Annotated in this window: 18 protein-coding genes; 9 read left to right on the forward strand and 9 right to left on the reverse strand. The window is 40.1% G+C overall.

Annotation, left to right across the window (positions count from 1 at the left end; all coding sequences use genetic code 11):
* Window positions 1–53 precede the first annotated feature (53 nt).
* From BN988_RS11615 to BN988_RS11630, 4 genes are all read left to right on the forward strand, one after another.
* A complete protein-coding gene (locus tag BN988_RS11615; protein WP_036576973.1) occupies window positions 54–968 on the forward strand; it encodes an ABC transporter ATP-binding protein in 915 nt (304 codons plus the stop codon).
* Window positions 961–2562 carry an ABC transporter permease gene (locus tag BN988_RS11620; protein WP_036576974.1) on the forward strand — a complete coding sequence of 534 codons (1602 nt, stop codon included), beginning with the start codon at window positions 961–963 and terminating at the stop codon, window positions 2560–2562. Before BN988_RS11615 ends, BN988_RS11620 begins: the two co-directional genes overlap by 8 nt.
* 93 nt (window positions 2563–2655) lie before the next feature.
* A complete protein-coding gene (locus BN988_RS11625) occupies window positions 2656–4389 on the forward strand; it encodes an ABC transporter ATP-binding protein (RefSeq protein WP_036576975.1) in 1734 nt (577 codons plus the stop codon).
* Window positions 4390–4558: 169 nt separating this feature from the next.
* Window positions 4559–5500 carry a bile acid:sodium symporter family protein gene (locus tag BN988_RS11630; RefSeq protein WP_036576976.1) on the forward strand — a complete coding sequence of 314 codons (942 nt, stop codon included), beginning with the start codon at window positions 4559–4561 and terminating at the stop codon, window positions 5498–5500.
* Window positions 5501–5649: 149 nt separating this feature from the next.
* Here BN988_RS11630 and BN988_RS11635 read toward each other — a convergent pair whose 3' ends face one another.
* Entirely contained in the window at window positions 5650–6648 is a 999-nt protein-coding gene (locus BN988_RS11635; protein ID WP_036576977.1) for an acrylyl-CoA reductase family protein, read from the reverse strand.
* A 200-nt stretch (window positions 6649–6848) separates the two neighbouring features.
* On the opposite strand from BN988_RS11635, the gene brnQ reads away from it, so the two are divergent.
* Window positions 6849–8210, forward strand: a complete 1362-nt coding sequence (gene brnQ / locus BN988_RS11640) for a branched-chain amino acid transport system II carrier protein (protein ID WP_036576978.1) — start codon at window positions 6849–6851, stop codon at window positions 8208–8210.
* 71 nt (window positions 8211–8281) lie between these two features.
* On the opposite strand, the gene BN988_RS11645 is transcribed toward brnQ, so the two are convergent.
* Window positions 8282–8947, reverse strand: coding sequence for a GntR family transcriptional regulator (locus BN988_RS11645; RefSeq protein WP_036576979.1), 666 nt, complete (start codon window positions 8945–8947; stop codon window positions 8282–8284).
* Window positions 8948–9055: 108 nt separating this feature from the next.
* Between BN988_RS11645 and BN988_RS11650 the strand changes: the two genes are divergently transcribed.
* A complete protein-coding gene (locus tag BN988_RS11650; protein ID WP_036576980.1) occupies window positions 9056–9790 on the forward strand; it encodes an EcsC family protein in 735 nt (244 codons plus the stop codon).
* 80 nt (window positions 9791–9870) lie between these two features.
* Here the strand turns inward: BN988_RS11650 and BN988_RS11655 are convergent, their stop codons facing one another.
* The 3 genes from BN988_RS11655 to BN988_RS11665 all read right to left on the reverse strand — a co-directional run bounded on the left by BN988_RS11655 (window position 9871) and on the right by BN988_RS11665 (window position 13343).
* The gene (locus BN988_RS11655; RefSeq protein ID WP_390620599.1) at window positions 9871–11469 is read right to left on the reverse strand and encodes a catalase; all 1599 of its coding nucleotides are present in this window, start codon (window positions 11467–11469) and stop codon (window positions 9871–9873) included.
* Window positions 11470–11589: 120 nt separating this feature from the next.
* Window positions 11590–12414 carry an ABC transporter permease gene (locus BN988_RS11660; protein ID WP_036576982.1) on the reverse strand — a complete coding sequence of 275 codons (825 nt, stop codon included), beginning with the start codon at window positions 12412–12414 and terminating at the stop codon, window positions 11590–11592.
* Window positions 12414–13343, reverse strand: coding sequence for an ABC transporter ATP-binding protein (locus BN988_RS11665; protein ID WP_231495249.1), 930 nt, complete (start codon window positions 13341–13343; stop codon window positions 12414–12416). Before BN988_RS11665 ends, BN988_RS11660 begins: the two co-directional genes overlap by 1 nt.
* A 301-nt stretch (window positions 13344–13644) precedes the next feature.
* On the opposite strand from BN988_RS11665, the gene BN988_RS11670 reads away from it, so the two are divergent.
* Window positions 13645–14745, forward strand: coding sequence for a mechanosensitive ion channel family protein (locus BN988_RS11670; RefSeq protein WP_036576983.1), 1101 nt, complete (start codon window positions 13645–13647; stop codon window positions 14743–14745).
* A 6-nt stretch (window positions 14746–14751) separates the two neighbouring features.
* Here BN988_RS11670 and BN988_RS11675 read toward each other — a convergent pair whose 3' ends face one another.
* A complete protein-coding gene (locus BN988_RS11675) occupies window positions 14752–15519 on the reverse strand; it encodes a DUF3891 family protein (RefSeq protein WP_036576984.1) in 768 nt (255 codons plus the stop codon).
* A gap of 428 nt (window positions 15520–15947) precedes the next feature.
* On the opposite strand from BN988_RS11675, the gene BN988_RS11680 reads away from it, so the two are divergent.
* Window positions 15948–16796 (forward strand): VOC family protein, encoded by an 849-nt coding sequence (locus BN988_RS11680; protein ID WP_036576985.1) that lies wholly within the window; start codon window positions 15948–15950, stop codon window positions 16794–16796.
* A gap of 130 nt (window positions 16797–16926) precedes the next feature.
* The gene (locus tag BN988_RS11685) at window positions 16927–17880 is read left to right on the forward strand and encodes a calcium/sodium antiporter (RefSeq protein ID WP_036576986.1); all 954 of its coding nucleotides are present in this window, start codon (window positions 16927–16929) and stop codon (window positions 17878–17880) included.
* A 66-nt stretch (window positions 17881–17946) separates the two neighbouring features.
* Here BN988_RS11685 and BN988_RS11690 read toward each other — a convergent pair whose 3' ends face one another.
* The 3 genes from BN988_RS11690 to BN988_RS11700 all read right to left on the reverse strand — a co-directional run bounded on the left by BN988_RS11690 (window position 17947) and on the right by BN988_RS11700 (window position 20834).
* Complete coding sequence (locus BN988_RS11690) at window positions 17947–18564, reverse strand: alpha/beta hydrolase (protein ID WP_036576987.1); 618 nt, start codon at window positions 18562–18564, stop codon at window positions 17947–17949.
* Between the two features lie 20 nt (window positions 18565–18584).
* A complete protein-coding gene (locus tag BN988_RS11695; protein ID WP_036576988.1) occupies window positions 18585–19016 on the reverse strand; it encodes a MarR family winged helix-turn-helix transcriptional regulator in 432 nt (143 codons plus the stop codon).
* Window positions 19017–19256: 240 nt separating this feature from the next.
* The gene (locus BN988_RS11700; protein ID WP_036576989.1) at window positions 19257–20834 is read right to left on the reverse strand and encodes a Vga family ABC-F type ribosomal protection protein; all 1578 of its coding nucleotides are present in this window, start codon (window positions 20832–20834) and stop codon (window positions 19257–19259) included.
* Window positions 20835–20932: the final 98 nt, after the last annotated feature.

Here is a 20932-nt window from a genome sequence, read left to right on the forward strand (position 1 = left end):
TATAAGTGATAATATTTCATAATTTAGTGAGGGGAAAGGGAGGCCAAGGGACCATGACCATTCTCGAAGCGAATAATGTGACGAAGTATTTTGGAAAGTTTACAGCGCTAGATGGTGTTGATATGCAAGTGAATGAAGGGGAAGTTTTTGGGTTTATTGGACCAAATGGGGCAGGGAAGTCTACCGCCATTCGGATCCTGCTAGGTATCTTGAAGGCATCAGAAGGGTCTGTACAGATTTTCGGCAAGGATGCTTGGAAGGATGCAGTGGCCATCCATGAACGTATTGCGTATGTTCCTGGTGATGTAAATTTATGGGCGAATTTAACAGGTGGAGAAGTCATTGATCTTTTTACAAAGCTTCGGGGGAAAGTTGATAAAGGGCGAAGGGAAAAACTGATAGAGCGTTTTGAACTAGATCCGACGAAAAAATGTAGAACATATTCGAAAGGAAACAGGCAAAAGGTGGCACTTGTAGCGGCTTTTGCTTCTGAGGCAGACCTGTATATTCTGGATGAACCAACCTCTGGACTTGATCCATTAATGGAACGTGTTTTTCAGGAGTGCGTCCTAGAAGCGAAAGATGCAGGAAAGAGTGTTTTATTATCAAGCCATATCCTGTCTGAAGTTGAAAGGTTATGCGACCGTGTTGGGATCATCCGCCAAGGTAAAATGATAGAGACTGGCTCGATGGCCGAATTGCGCCACTTAACAAGAACAAACCTTATCGTCCAGACAAAGCAGCCGATGAGCGGATTAGGACAGATGGCGGGAGCGCATGATGTAGAAGAGAAGGAGGGAGTTCTTTCATTTCAAGTTGATTCAGAGAAACTTGATGAGATGATAAGGTATATCAGTTCGTTTGGTGTTTTGAAGTTGGAGAGTGCTCCTCCTAATCTAGAAGACTTGTTCATGAGACATTATGAAGGAGGACTGGTAGATACTGAAGGAGGCAATCAAAATGCGTAGTACAAGGAAAGGGACGGCTATACTTCTTCGCTTTTTGATGAAAAGAGATCGGGTGCGAATCCCGGTGTTTGTTCTCGCGCTCGTTCTGATAACTTGTATGACTGCGATGGCATTATCGAACTTGTATTCTAGTAGTGAAAGTAGACAAATCATGGCTGAAACCATGGTGAATCCAGCAATGACAGCAATGCTTGGAAAAGGTTATGGGTTGGATAACTACACCATTGGGGCGATGATGGCCCACCAAATGCTTCTTTTCACCGCCATTGCGATGGCGATAATGAATATTCTCCTCGTGGCAAGACACACGAGAGCAGACGAGGAGGAAGGGAGAATTGAACTTATTCGTTCTTTGCCTACCGGTCGTTTAGCGAATTTATATGCAACGCTCACCCTTGCCGGATTGACTAATCTCTTCATTGGAATTCTTACTGGCCTAGGGCTTTTTTCACTCGGTATAGAGAGTATTAACCTGGAAGGATCACTACTTTATGGAACAGCATTAGGCGTGACAGGATTTTTCTTTGCTACAATTACTGCTATTTTTGCTCAGCTTTCCGAAAACGCAAGAGGCACAATTGGATTTTCCTTTACGTTATTAGGCGTTTCCTATTTACTACGGGCGATAGGGGATATCGGTAATGAGGCTCTGTCTATGGCTTCTCCATTGGGTTGGATTCTTGGTTCAGAGGTTTTGGTTACAAATAGATGGTGGCCAATTATTATCACATTCATTGTTTCGCTGTTGATAATGATTGCTGCTTGCGTCTTGTACAGTAGAAGAGATCTTGGGGCAGGTCTGCTTCCAACAAGGCCAGGTAAAAGAACAGCCTCAGCTTCCTTATTAAGCCCATTTGGTTTAAGTTTACGCCTGCAACGAACTGGTCTTATCTCCTGGGCAATAGGAATGTTTCTGTTAGGAGCTTCGTATGGGTCTGTACTGGGAGATTTGGATTCCTTTTTTGTTGAAAACGACATGTTCCAGCAATTGCTTAGTCCAGAAAACGGGCATTCCTTAACAGAGCAGTTTTTAACCATGATCATGTCCATTCTAGCGATGATTAGTACGATACCGGCACTGATGTCTGTTAACAAACTCATTGCGGAAGAGAAAAAAGGGCGTATAGACCATCTGTTGAGTAAGAAGCTTTCCCGTAATAGATTACTTGGTAGTGCCTTTCTTCTATCTGTTATTACTAGTTTGGTCATGGTTTCACTAACAGCGATTGGGCTATGGACTGCAGGAAATATGTCGATGGAAAATGGCATGGATTTATGGAATGTTTATAGTGCAGCGCTTGTTTATCTGCCAGCTGTATGGCTTGTGATAGGGTTGGGTATATTGGTGATAGGCATGTTTCCAAAGGCAACCATTGTTGGTTGGGTTTATCTCATGTATTCTTTTTTCGTCGTTTATCTAGGAAATCTATTAGAATTTCCCAAGTGGCTTAGCGGAATATCACCGTATGGCCATATACCTGAACTGTTAATCGAAGAAATGCGTTATCTGCCGGTTTCCATTCTATTTTTACTTGCAATAGTTTTAGTTATTACAGGGTTTATAGGGTATAACAAACGTGATATTCAGGCGTAAGAGGAAATATGGAGATTTAGTGTGGTGCTAGCTATTGGCCGTATGCCTGATCTATAATTGAAGTAGTAAGACTAGATGGGCAGGGTGAGGTATATGGACAGTGAAAAAAGTAATATAAAAGACTTTTATTCTTTAATGCGATCAACGAATCTACCAAAAATGGCGTTAACATTTGGCTTAATTGGTAGTGTTCTAACAACGTTAGTAGGTCTATCCATCCCTATTTTGACAAGAGAGCTGGTTGATGGTTTTTCACTAGCTTCGTTAAGTTGGTTCCTTGTTGGAACAATAGGGGTGGTTTTCATCCTGCAAGCAGTAATAGACGGGGTGTCTACTTATTTGTTGGCAATGGTTGGGCAGCGTATCGTAGCCAGTTTGCGGGAAAGAATGTGGCGCAAGCTAATCAGAATGCCTGTTAGCTATTTTGATAAGACTAAAAGTGGTGAAACAGTCAGTCGAGTAGTAAATGATACAGGTATTGTAAAAGAGTTAATTTCAACGCACTTTCCTCAATTTATTACAGGTATCATTTCTATTATCGGTGCGGTTATCATCTTGCTAATCATGGATTGGAAAATGACGTTGATCATGCTTATATCCGTTCCCGTAACGATAGGTATTATGATTCCGCTTGGCAGAAAGATGGCCAAAATATCGCGAGCGTTACAGGATGAAACAGCTACATTCACAGGCGATATCCAGCAGACCCTTAGTGAAGTTCGATTAATGAAATCCTCTACAGCAGAAGGGTTTGAGGAGAAAAAAGGGTATGCTGGGATTAGTAAACTGTTTGCCTTTGGACTAAAGGAATCCAAAATCTTTGCTCTAATTGGACCATTAATGTATCTCATCATTATGGTTGTAGTAGTGGTAATTATTGGATATGGTGGGATTCGTGTGGCAGATGGTACGATGTCAACTGGTTCCTTGGTCGCGTTTCTTCTTTATCTATTTCAAATTGTGATGCCGATCACCTCGTTTGCCATGTTTTTTACTCAGCTACAAAAAGCAAAGGGTGCCACAGAGCGTATACAACATATTTTGGAGCTTTCTGAAGAAAAAGGTCAGGAAGGGGAACAAACACAAGTCGCAAATCAGCCGCTATCGGTTGAAAATGTCTCCTTCGCCTATAATGATGAAGAACCAGTTTTAGAATCTATCAGCTTTATTGCACAGCCAGGGGAAATGATTGCCTTTGCTGGTCCGAGTGGTGGCGGTAAAACGACATTGTTTGGGTTACTGGAACGGTTTTATGAACCTAGTGAGGGTGAAATTAAAATTGGAGAAACACCAATTCAGCATTTATCCTTACATACATGGCGTAGTCAAATAGGTTATGTCTCCCAAGAAAGTGCTATGATGGCAGGTACGATTCGAGAAAATTTGACTTACGGGCTGGAAAATCCACAGGGCGTTCCTGATGATAAATTATGGGAAGTTGCAAAAATGTCCTATGCAGACCAGTTTATTAAGGGTTTTTCTGAAGGACTTGATACAAAGGTTGGCGAGCGTGGTATAAAGCTATCGGGCGGGCAGAAGCAACGGATTAATATTGCGCGAGCTTTTTTACGTGATCCGAAAATCCTGATGATGGATGAGGCGACAGCTAGTCTTGACAGTCAATCTGAAAGCATTGTGCAGCAGGCATTAAGTCGTTTAATGGAAGGGCGAACGACATTTGTGATAGCACATCGCTTATCTACCATTGTAGACGCAGATAAGATTATCTTTATCGAGGATGGCACTATGACTGGAAGTGGGACACATCAAGAATTAATCTCCACCCATAAGTTGTATAGGGAATTCGCAGAGCAACAATTATCATAAATTAAGAAAACGCCCATTTGTTATTAAATGGGCGTTTTAAATTATCTTATAAACTCCACTGCTTTAGTTATAAACTTTAGTAGATGGAGTAAATGATAAGTTTAACCTATTTAAAATTTTCTAAAAATATAATATAATCTCTAATTATGCATCTAAGAGGGGGATTAGCTTGAAGTTTTTAGAAAGAATTAGCAGTTTTGTCGGAAATACATTTGCTATTTGGGTGGTATTATTTGCAGTTTTATCCTTTTTCGTACCTTCAGGTTTTACTTGGCTGGCCGCCTATATCACACCTTTACTAGGTATCATAATGTTTGGTATGGGGCTTACACTGTCAGCTAAAGATTTCAAAGAAGCATTTAAACGCCCGAAAGACGTTGCGATCGGTGTAGCTGGACAATTTTTAATCATGCCATTACTTGCCTTCGCACTGGTGACAATTCTGCCTGTTTCCAAAGAGATAGCAGTAGGTGTTATTTTAGTTGGATGCTGTCCTGGTGGTACTTCTTCTAATGTTATGACATTTTTATCTAAAGGCGATACAGCATTGTCTGTTTCGATTACTGCTGTATCTACTATTCTGGCACCTATTTTAACACCTGCTCTCATTTACCTTTTGGCTAGTCAATGGTTAGAAGTATCTGCAGGGGCTTTATTTGTTTCCATTGTACAAATTGTTTTGGTCCCTATTTTACTAGGCTTACTCGTTAAAGCGTTGTTGAAAGATAAGGTGGAAGCAGGGGTAAAAGCCATTCCCCTCGTATCAGTTATAGGTATTGTAGCAATTGTTACGGCAGTTGTAAGTGTAAACGTAGAACAAATTGCAAAAACTGGACTACTAATTTTTCTAATTGTTGTGCTGCATAATACATTGGGTTATATAGTTGGCTTAGGGCTTGGAAAAGTCATGAAGATGGGTCCTAAGCAACAAAAAGCGGTGTCAATCGAAGTGGGCATGCAAAACTCAGGGCTTGGTGCAACTCTTGCTGCTGCACATTTTAATCCGTTATCTGCAGTGCCAAGTGCAATCTTTAGTGTATGGCACAATATTTCAGGGCCAATCATAGCAACGATTTATCGTAAATTACAGGAGAAAGAAGAGAATCGATAGAAAGGTAAAGCCAGAGCTCCCATACGGGGAGACCTGGCTTATTTCATTTTTTGAAGGGGGAGTCTTGCAGACAGTTGCACCGCGAGAAAAGTAGCGTATAAAAAGCCGAGCGAATCTAAGTCGCTCGGCTCTACTAATAATAAGTTACTTTATTCTGCACCATTAAGCTTTACAATAGTACGTCCTCGTACGCGGCCTTCAAGGATATCTTGGAGTGTGCCTTCTACTTCTTCTAAAGAGACCTCATTCACAACCTCTTCGTTTAGGTTTGAAGGCTTAAGGTCATCCGCCAATCTTTCCCACACTTTTCTGCGAAGTTCCATTGGGCATTGGACGGAATCGATCCCAAGCCAGTTTACACCTCTACCAATGAAAGGTAGTACGGTTGTTTTTACCTCAATGCCACCAACTAACCCTGAAGTAGCGACAGATCCGCTATTTTTCAGTGTGCTGAGAATATATTGCAAGGTTGACCCACCGACAGGATCTACTGCTGCAGCCCAACGTTTTTCTCTTGTTGGTGTATTATCCTGATCCGTAACTTCTTCTCTAGAAATAATCTCTTTCGCACCAAGCTTCTTCAGATATTCTTTCTCACTAGAAGAGCCTGTACTAGCAGTTACGTCATAACCTTTTTTTGCAAGCATATCAACAGCTAGGCTTCCTACACCACCTGTGGCTCCTGCTACTAACACGGGACCTTGAGATGGGGTCAGTCCATTGTCTTCCAAACGTTGCACAGAGAGGGCGGCAGTGAGGCCTGCTGTTCCAAGGATCATAGCCTCTCTAAGGGTTAGACCGTCTGGTAAGGGCACAACCCATTCCTTCGGTACTCGTGCTACCTCACTGAAGCCACCATGATGTCCCGTACCAAGCTCGTAGCTTGTGACAATTACTTTATCCCCAGCCTTGTATGAATCATCACTTGACTCAATAACTGTCCCCGCAAGGTCAATTCCTGGGATGTGAGGAAAAGATTTAACCATCTGATGATGCACGCCAACCATGGCGTCTTTATAGTTAACACTAGAGTACGAAACCTTAATTAATACGTCTCCCTTAGGTAGATCTTGAATCCCTAGTTTTTTGACAGATAATGTTGCTTCATCGTTTCCTTTTGTTAGTACTAATGCTTGAAATTCATTCATCGTAAATCCTTCCTTTCAACTATAATTTACGAAACTATCAAAGTTTATATATTCCCTTAGAATAAAAATGTAAACACAGCAGTAAAAAAAGTCCAGTAATATATTGCATTTTGCAACTAATCCTAGTAGTATGAACTATACTGATATATTGCATATTAAAATTTCAAATACAACGTAGAATAAACACAGGGGGATTATATATGAAGGACAAGCTATCATTTTCATCGTATGCGGTTGTAGGTTTTATGCTTTTCGCACTTTTTTTTGGTGCAGGTAATTTAATTTTCCCTGCGCAACTAGGTCAGAATGCTGGTACTAATTTTTGGCCAGCGGTTCTTGGGTTTTTGCTAACAGGGGTGGGATTACCATTACTCGGTATATTGGCAATGAGCTATTCTGGAAGTAAAAACTTGCAGGAATTAGCTAGCCGGATTCATCCTGCTTTTGGCATTACCTTTACTGTTATGCTTTATTTAACCATTGGTCCCTTCTTTGCAGCCCCAAGAACGGCAACGGTGGCATATGACGTAGGATTCTCTTCTTTTATAAGTGAAGGGTCACAACAAACAGGTTTACTAATATTTACGCTACTATTTTTCTTGGCAACCCTGTTTTTCTCATTAAAGCCAGGGAAGCTTATAGACTATATCGGTAAGCTACTGGCTCCGAGTATTGTCGTACTACTTTTAATATTACTTGTCATGGTAATTGCAAAGCCGATGGGAGAAATTCAAGCGCCATTAGGAGACTTCCAAGGGAACGCTTTTGTTCAGGGCTTTCTTGAGGGATATAACACGATGGACGCTCTAGCTTCTTTAGTTTTTGGCATTATTGTTATTAAAACCATTCGGTCATTAGGTGTCACATCAACTAAAGGGGTCCTTGCTGCTACGGCTAGATCAGGTTTGGTGGCTATTACACTTCTGGGTATGATCTATGTTGGGATTGCCTATTTAGGAGCTGTGAGTACACAAGAACTTGGTGTCTTCACTACTGGAGGCCCTGTGTTGAGTGGTGGTGCTGCGTATTACTTCGGGCAAACTGGGACGATTTTGTTAGCTGTCATCCTTACGCTTGCTTGTTTAACAACCAGTATCGGGTTAACCACAGCATGTGCGGAATATTTTCAAACTCTTTTCCCGAAAGTAGGATACAAGGCTTTTGCGATTTTCTTTACAGGGATTACGTTTATTATAGCTAATTTCGGGCTCGCTAATATTATTACCTATTCTGTTCCTGTTCTAATGCTTCTTTATCCGCTAGCAATCGTTTTAATGCTTTTAGCATTCTTATCAGGTTTTTTCCAACACAAGAGAGTCGTTTATGCTATTACCATTGCTGTAACGTTTCTAATTAGTGTTACAGATGGCCTGAAGTCATTATGTAATTCGTTGGGTATAGAGTATTTTGACTGGCTAACACCAATTCTCTCCTTCTATGAAAAGGTATTGCCATTATACAATCAAGGACTTGGTTGGTTGCTACCCGCTTTGTTAATTGTACTCTTTGGAAGTGTAGCTTTACGCGGTTTCCATGTTAGGGCGAATGCGTCAGTAAAGTAAAAGTATCAGTTTTATCATATCTATTTTAAAAAAAAACGCTGGACGATAGTTGAAAATCGTCCGGCGTTTTTCTATTCCTTGTCATGCAGTGCTTGAAATTCATCAATCGCCCGAAGCCAATTTTCTTTCATGATAGGAGCGATAGCGTCGCTATTACCTTCTCTCATTAATTGGATAATGGTGTGATGTTCCTCAACAGATTTCTCAGTTAAGATAATGGAGTTATGAAAGAATTGCCTTCTAACATGCGCTTGTAGGGAGGAAATAATAGAATGTATATAAGAATTATTTGCTGTATTAACAATAATTTGGTGAAAGTCCTCATCTATTTTAAGCGAAGCATAGTAGTTCTCAGATCGAATAGCATTAGCAAATCGCTCGTTTGTACGCTCCAGCAGTTCTAAGACGTCTTCGGTTATATGGGAGATAGCTAGTTCTGCGGATAATGCCTGTAATGCGGCAAGTGGTGGCAACAAGTCAAGAATAGCATCCTTTTCGACCTCTGTTACTTGTGTCGCCTTCCCTGGGTACATTTTTACAAATCCTCGCATCTCTAACATTTGTAGGGATTCTCTAATTGGAGTTCTACTCACACCAAGCGCTTTGGCAAGTTCGGTATCATTCAACTTCTCACCGGGCTGTAAGGTTCCATCAATAATCCATTGTTGAATTTGCGTGAAGGCATTCTCTTTAGCAGTCTGACGGACAGGTTTGGCATGATTAGCTGGAATCGGCATATTGGTTCACCCACCTTTTTTGTTATCGTATACTATTAGTATACATGAAAAAGCTTACGAATAAAATATCCAATATATCGCTGGTTTGATGGAAAGGGAGGTGTCGTGTTGAATCACTATGAAAGAAAGGCGTATGAGGATTTGATGGAATGGAAATGGGAGCTATTCTCTAAAACAAGCTTGTTTAAAAAGTTCTCTAAAAAAGCCCAAACAAAAATTAATGGTATCATCCCTGAAAAGGTACACCAAGTTATGACTGACGGAATCCAGCAAATGGTGAAAATGACCTTATTTGGTTCCGATTTAACCACAAAAAAACCAGAGCTTGCCTATGCAAGTCTCCAGGAAAAAGATGAGCTTGTTAGAGAAAAGCTAACTATATATAGAAGGACTGCAACAGTAGAAGGTGCGGGGACAGGAGCGGGCGGTATCTTTTTAGGAATAGCAGATTTTCCTTTGTTACTGTCAATAAAAATAAAATACCTATTTGAAGTTGCTGCTATCTATGGCTTTGATACAAAGGATTATTCTGAACGATTGTTTATTCTGCATGTGTTCCAGCTTGCTTTCTCAGATGATAGAAAAAAGAGGGAGACTTTCCACACGCTTGATAATTGGAATGAAAAAAAGCATGAGATAACAGAAATGGACTGGAGGACATTTCAGCAGGAGTATCGGGATTATATTGATTTAGTAAAGTTACTGCAACTTATACCTGGGTTTGGGGCGATTGTCGGTGCATATGCCAATTACAACTTATTGGATCAGCTTGGAACGACAGCTATACATGCTTACCATCTTAGGTTGTTTAAGGAAAGCCCGCTTGATTATGTGGAAGAGTAGGGGAGGGAAACATAAAAACAAGAGCCAATCATGTGATTGGCTCTTTGTCTATTCAAAGGAAAACTTATTACTCAAACTGTTTAATAAGGATCTGCTTCATGTCCCTTTTTAATCGCTTGTTCAGGTGCTTTTTCACTGTCCTTATTACCTAATGGGTTCATGCTAGATCCGTCTTTCTTAGCATTAGCAAGACCTTCGCGAAGACGACGGCCATATTCTTCATCGGCCTCTTCAGCAAGGGCTACCATTTTATCTTGAATACGCTGGTCACATTCAGCCAAATCACCAACCATATTGCCAATTAATTCATCTTTCTCCCAATCTTCAAATTGACGGTAGGTCTCTCCGGCTTGCTTTGTGTTATCATTTCGTTCAATAGACTCCCTGACTAATTTCCCTTGGACTTTAGGGGTATGTTCTTTTCCGGTTTGTTCTGCTTCCTTTAGTCCCCCAAGTGTAGAAGGCTCGTAGTTAACATGTGGATTCTGTCCTGGTGCCTTATCATTTTCATAACGTAGCTGACCACCTTCTTGATTTGTGGCGACGCGTTTTTTAGCTGCGTTAATTGGTAGCTGGAGGTAGTTAGCTCCAACGCGATACCGTTGTGTATCCGAATAAGAGAAGGTACGACCTTGCAGCATTTTATCATCGGAAAAGTCAAGCCCATCAACTAAGACACCAGTTCCAAATGAAGCTTGTTCCACCTCGGTAAAGTAGTTTTCAGGGTTTTTATTTAAGACCATCTTTCCAACTGGAAGCCATGGAAATTGGTCTTCAGGCCAAAGCTTTGTATCGTCTAGAGGATCAAAATCCAGCTCAGGATGCTCTTCATCGCTCATAATCTGTACAAAAAGCTCCCACTCTGGATAATCGCCCTTTTCAATAGCATCATACAAATCCTGGGTTGCATGATTAAAATTCGTTGCCTGAATTTCAGCAGCCTCTTTCATAGTGAGGTTTTTAATACCCTGTTTCGGTTCCCAATGGTACTTAACCAGCACGGCTTCACCTTCTTGGTTAACCCACCTGTACGTATTAACGCCAGAACCTTGCATCATACGGTAATTTGCTGGAATCCCCCAAGGAGAGTAAACAAACGTAACCATGTGAAAGGATTCAGGAGAGTTGGAACAAAAATCAAAAAACCGCTGGCTGTCTTGAATGTTGGTTACAGGATCTGGACGAAAAGCGTGAATCATGTCCGGGAATTTCATAGCATCGCGGATAAAAAAGATTTTAAGATTGTTTCCTACAAGATCCCAATTGCCATCTTCGGTGTAAAATTTAACTGCAAACCCTCGTGGATCGCGGACGGTTTCAGGCGAGTGATTACCATGTACAACAGTAGAAAAACGTACAAATACTGGTGTTTGCTTGCCTTTATCTTGAAATACCTTTGCACGAGTGTATTTTGAAACTGGATCGTCTCCGGCTGTTCCATAGGTTTCAAAATAGCCGTGTGCTCCTGCTCCACGAGCATGTACAATCCGTTCCGGTACTTTTTCTCTGTCAAAGTGACTTATTTTCTCGATGAAGTCATAGTTTTCTAACGTAGCTGGACCGCGGTTCCCTACTGTGCGTATGTTTTGGTTATTCGTGACGGGATGACCCTGTCTGGTGGTTAATGTGTCTTCGTTTTCTATGTTCGTTTGTCCAGTCCGTGATTCTTTTTCGCTCACAATATCAACCATCCTTTTTAAAATATTTCATTCCTTATTAGCTTTCCCAAAACAAATAAAAAGCATCCCTAAGGAAAAATAGGAATGCTTACTTTTTGTTCTTCATATTAAGTTAAATTGCTAATATTCGTTACTAACTAGTTCAGCTTTTGCTATTAATAGAACCGCTAGTATTAATAGGGTAATAGAAATAGCGGTAGCAATAAGGATCATCATTATATCTGGCTGCCCTAAGAAAAGGCTGCGAATTGCCGTAACTTGGTACGTTATCGGGTTAAGCCAAGATATGAATTGAATATACACAGGTGCGCTTTCTATCGCGTAAAACGTCGGAGCTGTAAACAAAATTGGCAATGTCATTAAGCCAAGGACAATGTCCCTTTGATGATAATCATTTATTCTTGTCGTTATGATAATACCTAGAGAACACCAAAATATAATCCCTCCTATTCCAAGGGAAATGGCAAGTATTAAATTCGTAATGGAATAGGTTATTCCATAGAACAAAGAAAGCACGGCAAGCAGCACTCCTTGAACTAAAAACACAAAAAATGGATAAACCATCAATCCGGTTACATAACTAAGTGGCGATATGCCATTCATAAATTTGTACCCAAGTAGTCCCCACCGCTTATCAATGGTACTTCTGTATACGGTGTGGCCCATTAAGCTGATAACTAACATCATAAGAATCCCGGGAAGTGTAAAAGCTAAGAAATCTACTTCTGTACCATTGACAAGTATTCCACCAGTCATTCCTCTTAATCCAGCCATGAAAAAAACGAGGTATAAAATAGGATTTAGAAAAGCATTCACGAGTAATGGTTTATTGTGCCATACTGCCTTAAGTTCATTCTCTGCCAGAATAAAGGTTTTGGCCCAATGAAAGAGGGTCCCTTTGCGAAACGTTTTAGTATTTACAAAATTTCCATCGCTTCTCAACATCATCCTTCCTCCTTTGCTCTTGCAACTTCTAGATATGCTTCTCGAAGTCCAGGGGAGGTCCGATTTATGTCCATTACGAATACAAGTGAATCCAATTTATTTATTATCTGGCCAATTGGTGTATTCCTTTTAATTTCTAAAACTAAAGGCTTTAAATCGTTAATCGTAACGACACCTTCAATTTCTACTAACTTCCTTTTATCTAGCTCTCCCTCATACTTAATCGTGAGTATTTCTTTATCACGATAACGAGAAATGAATTTCGTTTTAGACTCATAAGCTACAATACTTCCTTGTTTTAAAAGCAACACGCTATCGCAATAACTGTCCAATAGATTTAGATCGTGTGAAGATACGATTACTAGGCCCCCTTTATTTGCTTTTTCTTTTAAATGGGACAGTAATTTATCTGATGATTCAGCATCAAGTCCGGTAGTAGGTTCATCCAATATCATAATGTCTGGATGGTGGACGAGGGCTCTAGCAATTTGAACTCTTTGTTGCTGACCACCTGATAATGCATCCACATCTCGATCTTTATATTCTAATAAACCAACTAAATCAAGCGCTGCAAGTGTATCTATTTTTGAGTCTTTCCTATTTTTGCCTGCCAATCTTGCGCTAACGATTACATTGTCAAATACGTTTAAATACCAATCTATTGCATGTGTCTGCTTACTCCAACCAATGTTGTGGAAAGGGGTATTACGATTTATGAGATTTTTGTTGAAAAAGACGTCACCTTTTGTAGGCATTATTAGTCCACATAGAGCGTTCAAAAAGGTAGACTTACCAGCACCGTTTGCACCGACAAGCGCTATTAATTCGCTTTTTTTAAATGTCACATCAATATCTTTAACTCCCCAAACTTTATTATCATATTGAACACCAAGTTGGGATACTACAATTACATTTTCGTCTAAATTCACAACCAATTAATTCACTCCTTATTTTATAATGTTATAAAATAAGGGTTGTTACGAATTCTCTAATTCCCATTTAGAATGCTCCTCACAGTGTAAGTCGTTTCCAATTTCATCCTCAGTATAACGTATTCTTTAGCTTACGGGCAATAAATAGTTTGATTAATAAGAATAATTTAAATTGAATGCGGACGTTTACATCTATAAAGGCTGGGAGCTTTTCTTAAATAAATTTGTCTTTTTATGACTATTCTGCCAGGACAGGCTATATACATAGTAATAGAAAAACTATCGGGGGTAGCTATAAATGTTTTGGGAGCTTGTTCAACAATATGAAAACCAATTAAATATTGCATTGTCTATTGTGATCCTTGCAGTGTTTTTATTACTGAGAATTCGATTCACAGCAACGATTTTTCGGATGTTGCTGAAAGTAAGCAGGAATACATGGAATGGCTTTTTTGAACAACTGCGTACCTCTTTTGAGAAGCCTTTACAATTATTAATAGCCGTGGTTGGCATTTACTTCGCAGTAGATGTGTTTCCTTATTTTAATGAAAGCAATGCACTATTTAACCATTTAGTTCGTTCATCGGTAATTTTTGCGGTGGGGTGGGGGTTGTATAATCTTTCTTCATCATCCTCTTTGTTATTTTCCAAGATTAATCATAAGTACAATGTAAAAATTGATCATATCTTAATCCCGTTTTTTTCAAAAGCACTGCGGCTCATTATCGTAGCCATCGGTATTAGCGTTATTGCTCAGGAATTTGAGTATGATATTAACGGCTTTGTTGCCGGTCTCGGTATCGGGGGACTTGCCTTTGCTTTAGCAGCGAAGGACGCGTTAGCAAACTTATTCGGTGGGATCATCATTATTACAGAAAAGCCATTTACCATTGGAGACTGGATTAAAACACCAAGCGTTGAAGGAACAATTGAAGATATAAGCTTTCGGAGTACGAAAGTACGAACCTTTGCCCAAGCGCTTGTCACTGTACCCAATGCCACACTTTCAAATGAGGCAATAACAAATTGGAGCAAAATGGGGAAGCGCCAAATCACATTTAAATTGTCCTTAATGTATGGAGCCAAAAGAGATCAATTGGAAGGAATAGTAAAGGAAATCCAAGTTCTCTTAAGGCACCATGATGCTATAAACAAGGAAACGATTCTAGTAAACGTGGACGCATACGGCGAAAATGGATGGGAAATCTTCCTTTATTTCTTCACAAATACTACAGATTGGGAAGAACACTTGAAAGTAAAGCAAGAAATTAACCTTGCTATTCTAGCGATTATTGAAAGAGAAAAACTCGAAATTGCCATTCCTACAAGGAAGCTTTATGTAGAGCCAGAAATGGTGAAGGAGAAGCAGAGAGAGACGTTATTAGGTCAGGAAAGCTAGCAGATTCTAGCTTTCCTGTTTTTCTTTAATTTGAATAGTGGTTTGTTTAAATGGTGCTTCTACATAGCTGTTAAGCAGGCCATTTTTACGTATCTGGTATTTGGGAATTTGTTTAAAATCGTATGTGACGGAGAAGGGATTGTTAAATGGAAATTCCTTTAATACCATGGTTTCGTCATTTACCCATGTTACGGCCATCTTCTCCTGGGAAAAATGAGGGAGCGCACTGGAAAGCGGTATTCCCTTGGTGAAAAAGGGATGGCTGTTTTCACCAGGCTCATTTAAGCATAGAAACAATGATAAATTATCGCAAAACTGTAATAATGCATAGTGGTAGGAAAAAAGTTTCTCATCAAAAGAAGTGAGTAATGAATGAATTATTTCCTGCCTTTTCTTTTCCTGCTGTACAAAATTCCTACCTGACTCTGTATCGTCCTGTTCGAGAAAACGGACATAATGCTCACTACATAGTAACGCGGCATATAAATCAGTTGTTTGCACGTGATCTATCCCATGCGAATAGAGTAATGTTTTCATTGGCGCAGGAAAATCTATAAAGCTATACGGCATTTCTTTGGCGTCATTCCAAAATGGTTGTTTATCTGCTGGGATCCAACCAGCATCATGTTGCTCAATGGCAAAGATAACAGCCTCTTGCAATGGTGAATCATTGAATGGCCCCATCTTCCACTGTTTGATAAGCTCCCCCGCGACAAGCGCATGATTATGTTGTTCAATAAAGATAAAGTCATGCTCGCGTTCTCGAATGATCACATTTATGCATCCTCTCTTAACAAAGAAGTTTTATAACATCATTATATCATTTTGGTTGTTTCACGACACAACTCAAGCGATAATAGCTCCGCTGGTTCTTGTGCTAAGGTGATGTGCAGTTATGTAGGATAGTGGTACTCAACTATTAAGGCTGATACTTGCGGAAATAAAAGCGATATTCTTGACTATACGGCTGATATTCGCAAATTTAAAGGCGATATTCTCGACTATACGCCTGATGCTCTTCAATTCAAAAGCGATGTTCGCCCAAACGGCTGATGTACCTCTGATCAAGACCGATACCTAGTCTAGAGGGCTAATAACATAACCTAAGTCATTTCAAGTATGCTATACTAAATTAGGTTACAATAAGTAAGTAAGTTTTATAAAGTTCTTTTTTATAAAAGGAGATATATAGGAGTGATTTTATGGAAAAAAAGTTTTTTACTGAACCGGCAACATATGTTGGGGAACTCTCCATTAATGTGACAAACCTTCAACAAGCTATAGAATTTTATCAAACCGTTATAGGCTTTCGAGTCTTGGAGAAAACAGAACGATCAGCAAGGCTTTCTGCGAATGAGAAGACAACCCTATTAACACTTGAAATGCCAGAAGATGTAACGGGAAAAGAGCGGAGAAAGACCGGGCTTTACCACTTTGCTATCCTTTTACCGAACAGAGCGGCATTGTCTTCCTTTCTGGAGCATGCTCTCAAACAAGGAGTACAGCTTGGTGCTGCTGATCATGAGGTGAGTGAAGCACTCTATCTCTCAGATCCCGATGGTAACGGGATTGAAGTTTATTGTGATAGGGACTCAAGTGGGTGGAATTGGACTGGTGATCAGGTTAAAATGGGAACAGATCCACTAGATGGTGACGGGCTTTTAGCGGAAGAACATAAAGTTTGGAGTGGATTACCGGAGGAAACAATTCTAGGTCATATCCATCTACATGTTGCTAATTTAGAAGCATCAGAGGTTTTTTATTCTAAAGGGTTAAACTTTTCTGTGGTAACACGATATCCTGGAGCATTATTCATTTCAACAGGCGGTTACCATCATCATATTGGGCTAAATACTTGGAATGGCGAGGGAGCTAAAGCGCCACGACCAAACGGGGCTGGATTAAATTGGTTTACGCTTGTATTTCCTAATGAAAATGCTAGAACAGACACAGTTAACCGGCTTGTAGAAGCACAAGTAAAAGTGAAGACATACCCTGAATATAGTGAAGTGAAAGATCCTGCAGGAAACACGATTCGCCTCGTGTTATAGTTATTAACATATATAGCAAGGGGGTCTCCTATTTTCAAGTTGAAATAAAATTGAAAACTTCCGAAGACGGGAATTGGGGTATGGTTTTCTAGGGGGAAAATTCTCATTCAGAAAAAGGACGTGGAAGAGCGTGGCTTATTTACTTTTACTGGTAGGATTTGTATTACTAATTAAAGGAGCGGATTTGTTTGTTGATGGCTCCTCCAATATTGCAAGGCTTCTCAGGGTGCCACCCATCCTTATTGGTTTAACCATTGTTGCTTTTGGAACGAGCTCCCCAGAAGCAACCGTAAGTATAATCGCGGCAATGGAGGGGAGCTCCGATGTATCGTTGGGTAATGTAATCGGAAGTAATATATTCAATCTCACACTTGTCGTAGGGATAGCGGCCATTATTTTCCCTTTAAAGGTGGAAAACGAAACGATACGTAAGGAGATCCCCTTTACATTACTAGCAGGCGGTGCACTTTTAGTAGTCATCAATGATATTTTTTTACAGGACCACAGCAATAATCTGATAACCCGTAGTGATGGGCTGATTTTCCTCTTATTTTTATCTGTTTTTATGTACTATGTAATTGAAGTAGCGCTTAAAAGCCGCCAAGACAGTCAAACAGAGGCTATTCCAGATGAGATTAAGTGGGGTAAAAACATTGGGCTTACTATTTTGGGGCTTGCTGGAATCGTTTTTGGTGGGGAGCTTGTTGTTAGTAATGGTACAGAAATTGCTTATGCAGTAGGGATGAGTGAAACGTTGGTTGGCCTCACGATCATTGCGATAGGGACCTCGCTTCCGGAGCTTGTAACTTCTATCACAGCAGCTTTGAAAAAGCAAAGCGATATTGCACTTGGAAATATTGTCGGTAGTAATATCTTCAATATTTTGTTTGTGCTTGGTGCTTCCTCTGTTATCACACCACTTTCTGTTAGCAGTAAAGTTGGGATAGACGTTGTGATCATGCTTCTTTTAACAATATTGTTGCTCGTGTTTTCGCGGACAAATTTCCGTGTTGGAAAGCGAGAAGGGTCTGTACTAGCAATTTTTTATGTGATTTACCTTGTTTATATTATACTGCGAAATTAAAAAGCCACATAGGAGGACCCTACAGGTAAGGAGCCTCTTATGCGGCTAGCACTTTTTAAGAATTTCTTAACGGCGCCCAGCGCTTTTGTTTTGATACCAAGCTGCTGCGGCTTCTACTTCACTGAATGTTAGCTGGTGCCCGTGGTTTTCCCAGTGTACTTCTACATCTGCGGAAGCCTCTTGTAATAGTTGTTGTAAATCTATTGATTCTTGAGACGGGCATATTGGATCATTGGTCCCGGCTGTGATCAAGACCTTCTTGCCACTTAAGTCAGGTAGACTAATTCCTCTGCGTGGCACCATAGGATGGTGCAGAATCGCAGCGTGTAATGCGTCCTTATAATGAAACATTAAACTTGCGGCAATGTTAGCACCGTTGGAATAACCAACTGCAGTAATTGCGCTTCGGTCAAACTCATATTTATCGGAAGCTTCATCCAGAAATTGATTTAATTCTTCTGTACGAAAAATGAGATCCTCTTCGTCAAATACGCCTTCAGCTAAGCGTCTAAAGAATCTAGGCATTCCATTTTCTGAAACATTCCCTCTTACACTTAATACATTCGCTTCGGGATCAATTTTATCAGCTAATGCAAGCAAATCCTGCTCAGTACCTCCAGTCCCATGTAATAGTAGTAGAGTAGGTCTTTGCGGATTACTGCCCTTCTTAAAGATATGTTTCATTCCCATGCTCCTTTCCGTGTTTAGGCTTTGAGGCCCACTTTTTTCAATGTCTCTATTACAACACGCATATCCTCTTTACTAACTCCTTCGAATAAATCCTCAATCACTTGTTGATGTTTTGGAAAAATTTCCTGCATTAACTCCGTACCTTTGTTCGTAATCTGGATATACACAACTCGCCGGTCTTCCTTACAATGCTCTCTTTCTAGTAAGCCTTTTGTTTCCAGTTTATCAATAACGTAGGTGATGGAACCGGTGTTAATTAGGACTGCTTCAGAAATTTGCCTAACGGTTTGGCGCCCCTTGTGAAAGAGTGTCTCCAGGATGGCAAATTCAGATGTTTTCATACCATAACTCTGGATATCTTGTTTTACTCGCTCTTGTATTGTTTTAGAGGATTTCATTAATACAACAAATGCTTTTAATGAAAGGTTCTCGGCCACTATGCTCATCCTCCTTATATATATTTAATTAATGTATTATTAATTAAATATATATAACAATCTGGTTAAAGTCAATGGAAAGCAAAACACAGCTATCTTTATCCCGGCCTAATTGGCAATAAAACAATGATTTAAAGAATGTGAGAAGGCAAACACACCCTAAGTGGGGGATCAACTGCCAGTAAAGGCCCGATTCGTTCAGCTAACATTTGATGGGGAAGAGAGAACCCCACCAAATGAAATTTCCCTTTATTGGAGCTTTTTTTGCAGCGCTCTTTTTTGCTGTAAAAGGTTTTGGAAGGTACTGTCCAATTCCTCGGAAGGTTCTATACTAAGCCTGCTTAATGTCTCCGTTATTCTTGTTTCAATGACGAAAAGTTCTTCTTCAACTTGGCTTGGCGATTCTGAAGCACTGTCATTTTTATAGGTTTGATAATCTCCCTCTACAATGTGAAGGGTACTGTCTTCAATGGAAAAGACGCGACTGGCAAGATGCTCTATAAAGCGTCTATCATGGGATACCACAATGATAGTACCTTCATAATCTGACAGCAAATTTTCTAATGCTTCTACAGCTTCAATATCTAAATAGTTAGTTGGTTCGTCCAAGACTAACGTATTAATATCATTTAGGAGTAGTTTCGCGAGTGCTACTTTAACGCGCTCACCACCACTTAAGATATCCACTTTCTTATACACATCCTCACGAAAAAAACGCAGCCTTGCAAGAACAGTACGGATGATTGTTTCCTCTTGACTGGATGATTCACTAACATTTTCTAAAATGCTTTTTTCCTTGTCTAGAATATCAAGGTTTTGGCTAAAGTAACCAATTTTTATTGCAGGGGAGTGTGTGACACCTGGAGCTTCCATAACAAGCTTTTTTATAAGCGTGGTCTTTCCACTGCCGTTTGGTCCAATAATGGCTACTTTATCACCACCAGATATTGTAAAGCTCACATCCTTCCACAGTGTACGTTTCCCTGCTTTTGCGGAAAGTTCTTCGACACGTAGAATGATGCGGTTGCGTATGTGATCTTCATTCGGTAATTGCATTTTAATTGGCGCGACTTCCTTGACCTTATCAACCTTTTCTAATTTATCTAACCTCGTTTCAATAGCTTTTGCTGTTTTTCGTAGTTTCTTTTGTTTGTTTGCAAAATACGGCTTTGCTCCCGTTATTTTCGCCTCTGAATTGCTGGTATGTTTCGGCTTCTTTGTTGCTCGCTGGGCTTTTTGTTCTTTAATCTCAAGCGCTTCTTCCAATTGTTTCTTCTTTTTTTCATACTGGGCGTGAGCCTGTCGCTTTTGTTCTACTTCTTGTTCCTTCTGTCTTGCATAATCAGAATAATTTCCTTTGTATTCTGTTATGATTCCTTCATCTAGCTCCCATATTTTATTGCAAAGTGCATCAAGGAAGGCCCTGTCATGCGAAATAACCACCATGGCCCCTTGTCGTTTTTTCAGTTGTGTTTCCAGCTTCTCGATATGGGTTGTATCAAGATTTGTTGTAGGCTCATCAGCAAAAATTAGTCCAGCATCTTGGGAGAAAGCATCGTTAATATATTCCTGGGTCACCTCTCCACCACTCTTTATCGTATCTGTTCGTTTTAATTGTGGGATGTGAGCGATAGATGTGTGGGCTGTTACGAGCCCATTGTCAGGTGCTTTTTTACCTGCGAGTACCTCAAGTAATGTTGTCTTTCCACTTCCGTTATTCCCTACAAGTCCAATACGATCCTGTGCATGTATGGCAAGGTATTCTAGCTGGACTAAGCGACGATCCCGGGCATCAATGTTTATATCGCGTGCTTCTACTAAACGCATAATATCCTCTCCGTTCCAGTTTATTAAGACTTTCCGACTGGTGAAACCAAAGACCTAGTCGCTCTTATACCCTTGCGGTGAAAGTCAATATCAGCTCC

This window comes from Oceanobacillus picturae (genome assembly GCF_000612865.1).
Classification (GTDB): Bacteria; Bacillota; Bacilli; order Bacillales; family Amphibacillaceae; genus Oceanobacillus_B; species Oceanobacillus_B jordanicus.

Excerpts from the sequence above, each read along its gene's own strand:
- BN988_RS11615 (WP_036576973.1), top strand. The coding sequence starts at position 54 with ATGACCATTCTCGAAGCGAATAATGTGACGAAGTATTTTGGAAAGTTT.
- BN988_RS11620 (WP_036576974.1), top strand. The coding sequence starts at position 961 with ATGCGTAGTACAAGGAAAGGGACGGCTATACTTCTTCGCTTTTTGATG.
- BN988_RS11625 (WP_036576975.1), top strand. The coding sequence starts at position 2,656 with ATGGACAGTGAAAAAAGTAATATAAAAGACTTTTATTCTTTAATGCGA.
- BN988_RS11635 (WP_036576977.1), bottom strand. The coding sequence starts at position 6,648 with ATGAATGAATTTCAAGCATTAGTACTAACAAAAGGAAACGATGAAGCA.
- brnQ (WP_036576978.1), top strand. The coding sequence starts at position 6,849 with ATGAAGGACAAGCTATCATTTTCATCGTATGCGGTTGTAGGTTTTATG.
- BN988_RS11645 (WP_036576979.1), bottom strand. The coding sequence starts at position 8,947 with ATGCCGATTCCAGCTAATCATGCCAAACCTGTCCGTCAGACTGCTAAA.
- BN988_RS11660 (WP_036576982.1), bottom strand. The coding sequence starts at position 12,414 with ATGTTGAGAAGCGATGGAAATTTTGTAAATACTAAAACGTTTCGCAAA.
- BN988_RS11670 (WP_036576983.1), top strand. The coding sequence starts at position 13,645 with ATGTTTTGGGAGCTTGTTCAACAATATGAAAACCAATTAAATATTGCA.
- BN988_RS11680 (WP_036576985.1), top strand. The coding sequence starts at position 15,948 with ATGGAAAAAAAGTTTTTTACTGAACCGGCAACATATGTTGGGGAACTC.
- BN988_RS11690 (WP_036576987.1), bottom strand. The coding sequence starts at position 18,564 with ATGAAACATATCTTTAAGAAGGGCAGTAATCCGCAAAGACCTACTCTA.
- BN988_RS11695 (WP_036576988.1), bottom strand. The coding sequence starts at position 19,016 with ATGAGCATAGTGGCCGAGAACCTTTCATTAAAAGCATTTGTTGTATTA.
- BN988_RS11700 (WP_036576989.1), bottom strand. The coding sequence starts at position 20,834 with ATGCGTTTAGTAGAAGCACGCGATATAAACATTGATGCCCGGGATCGT.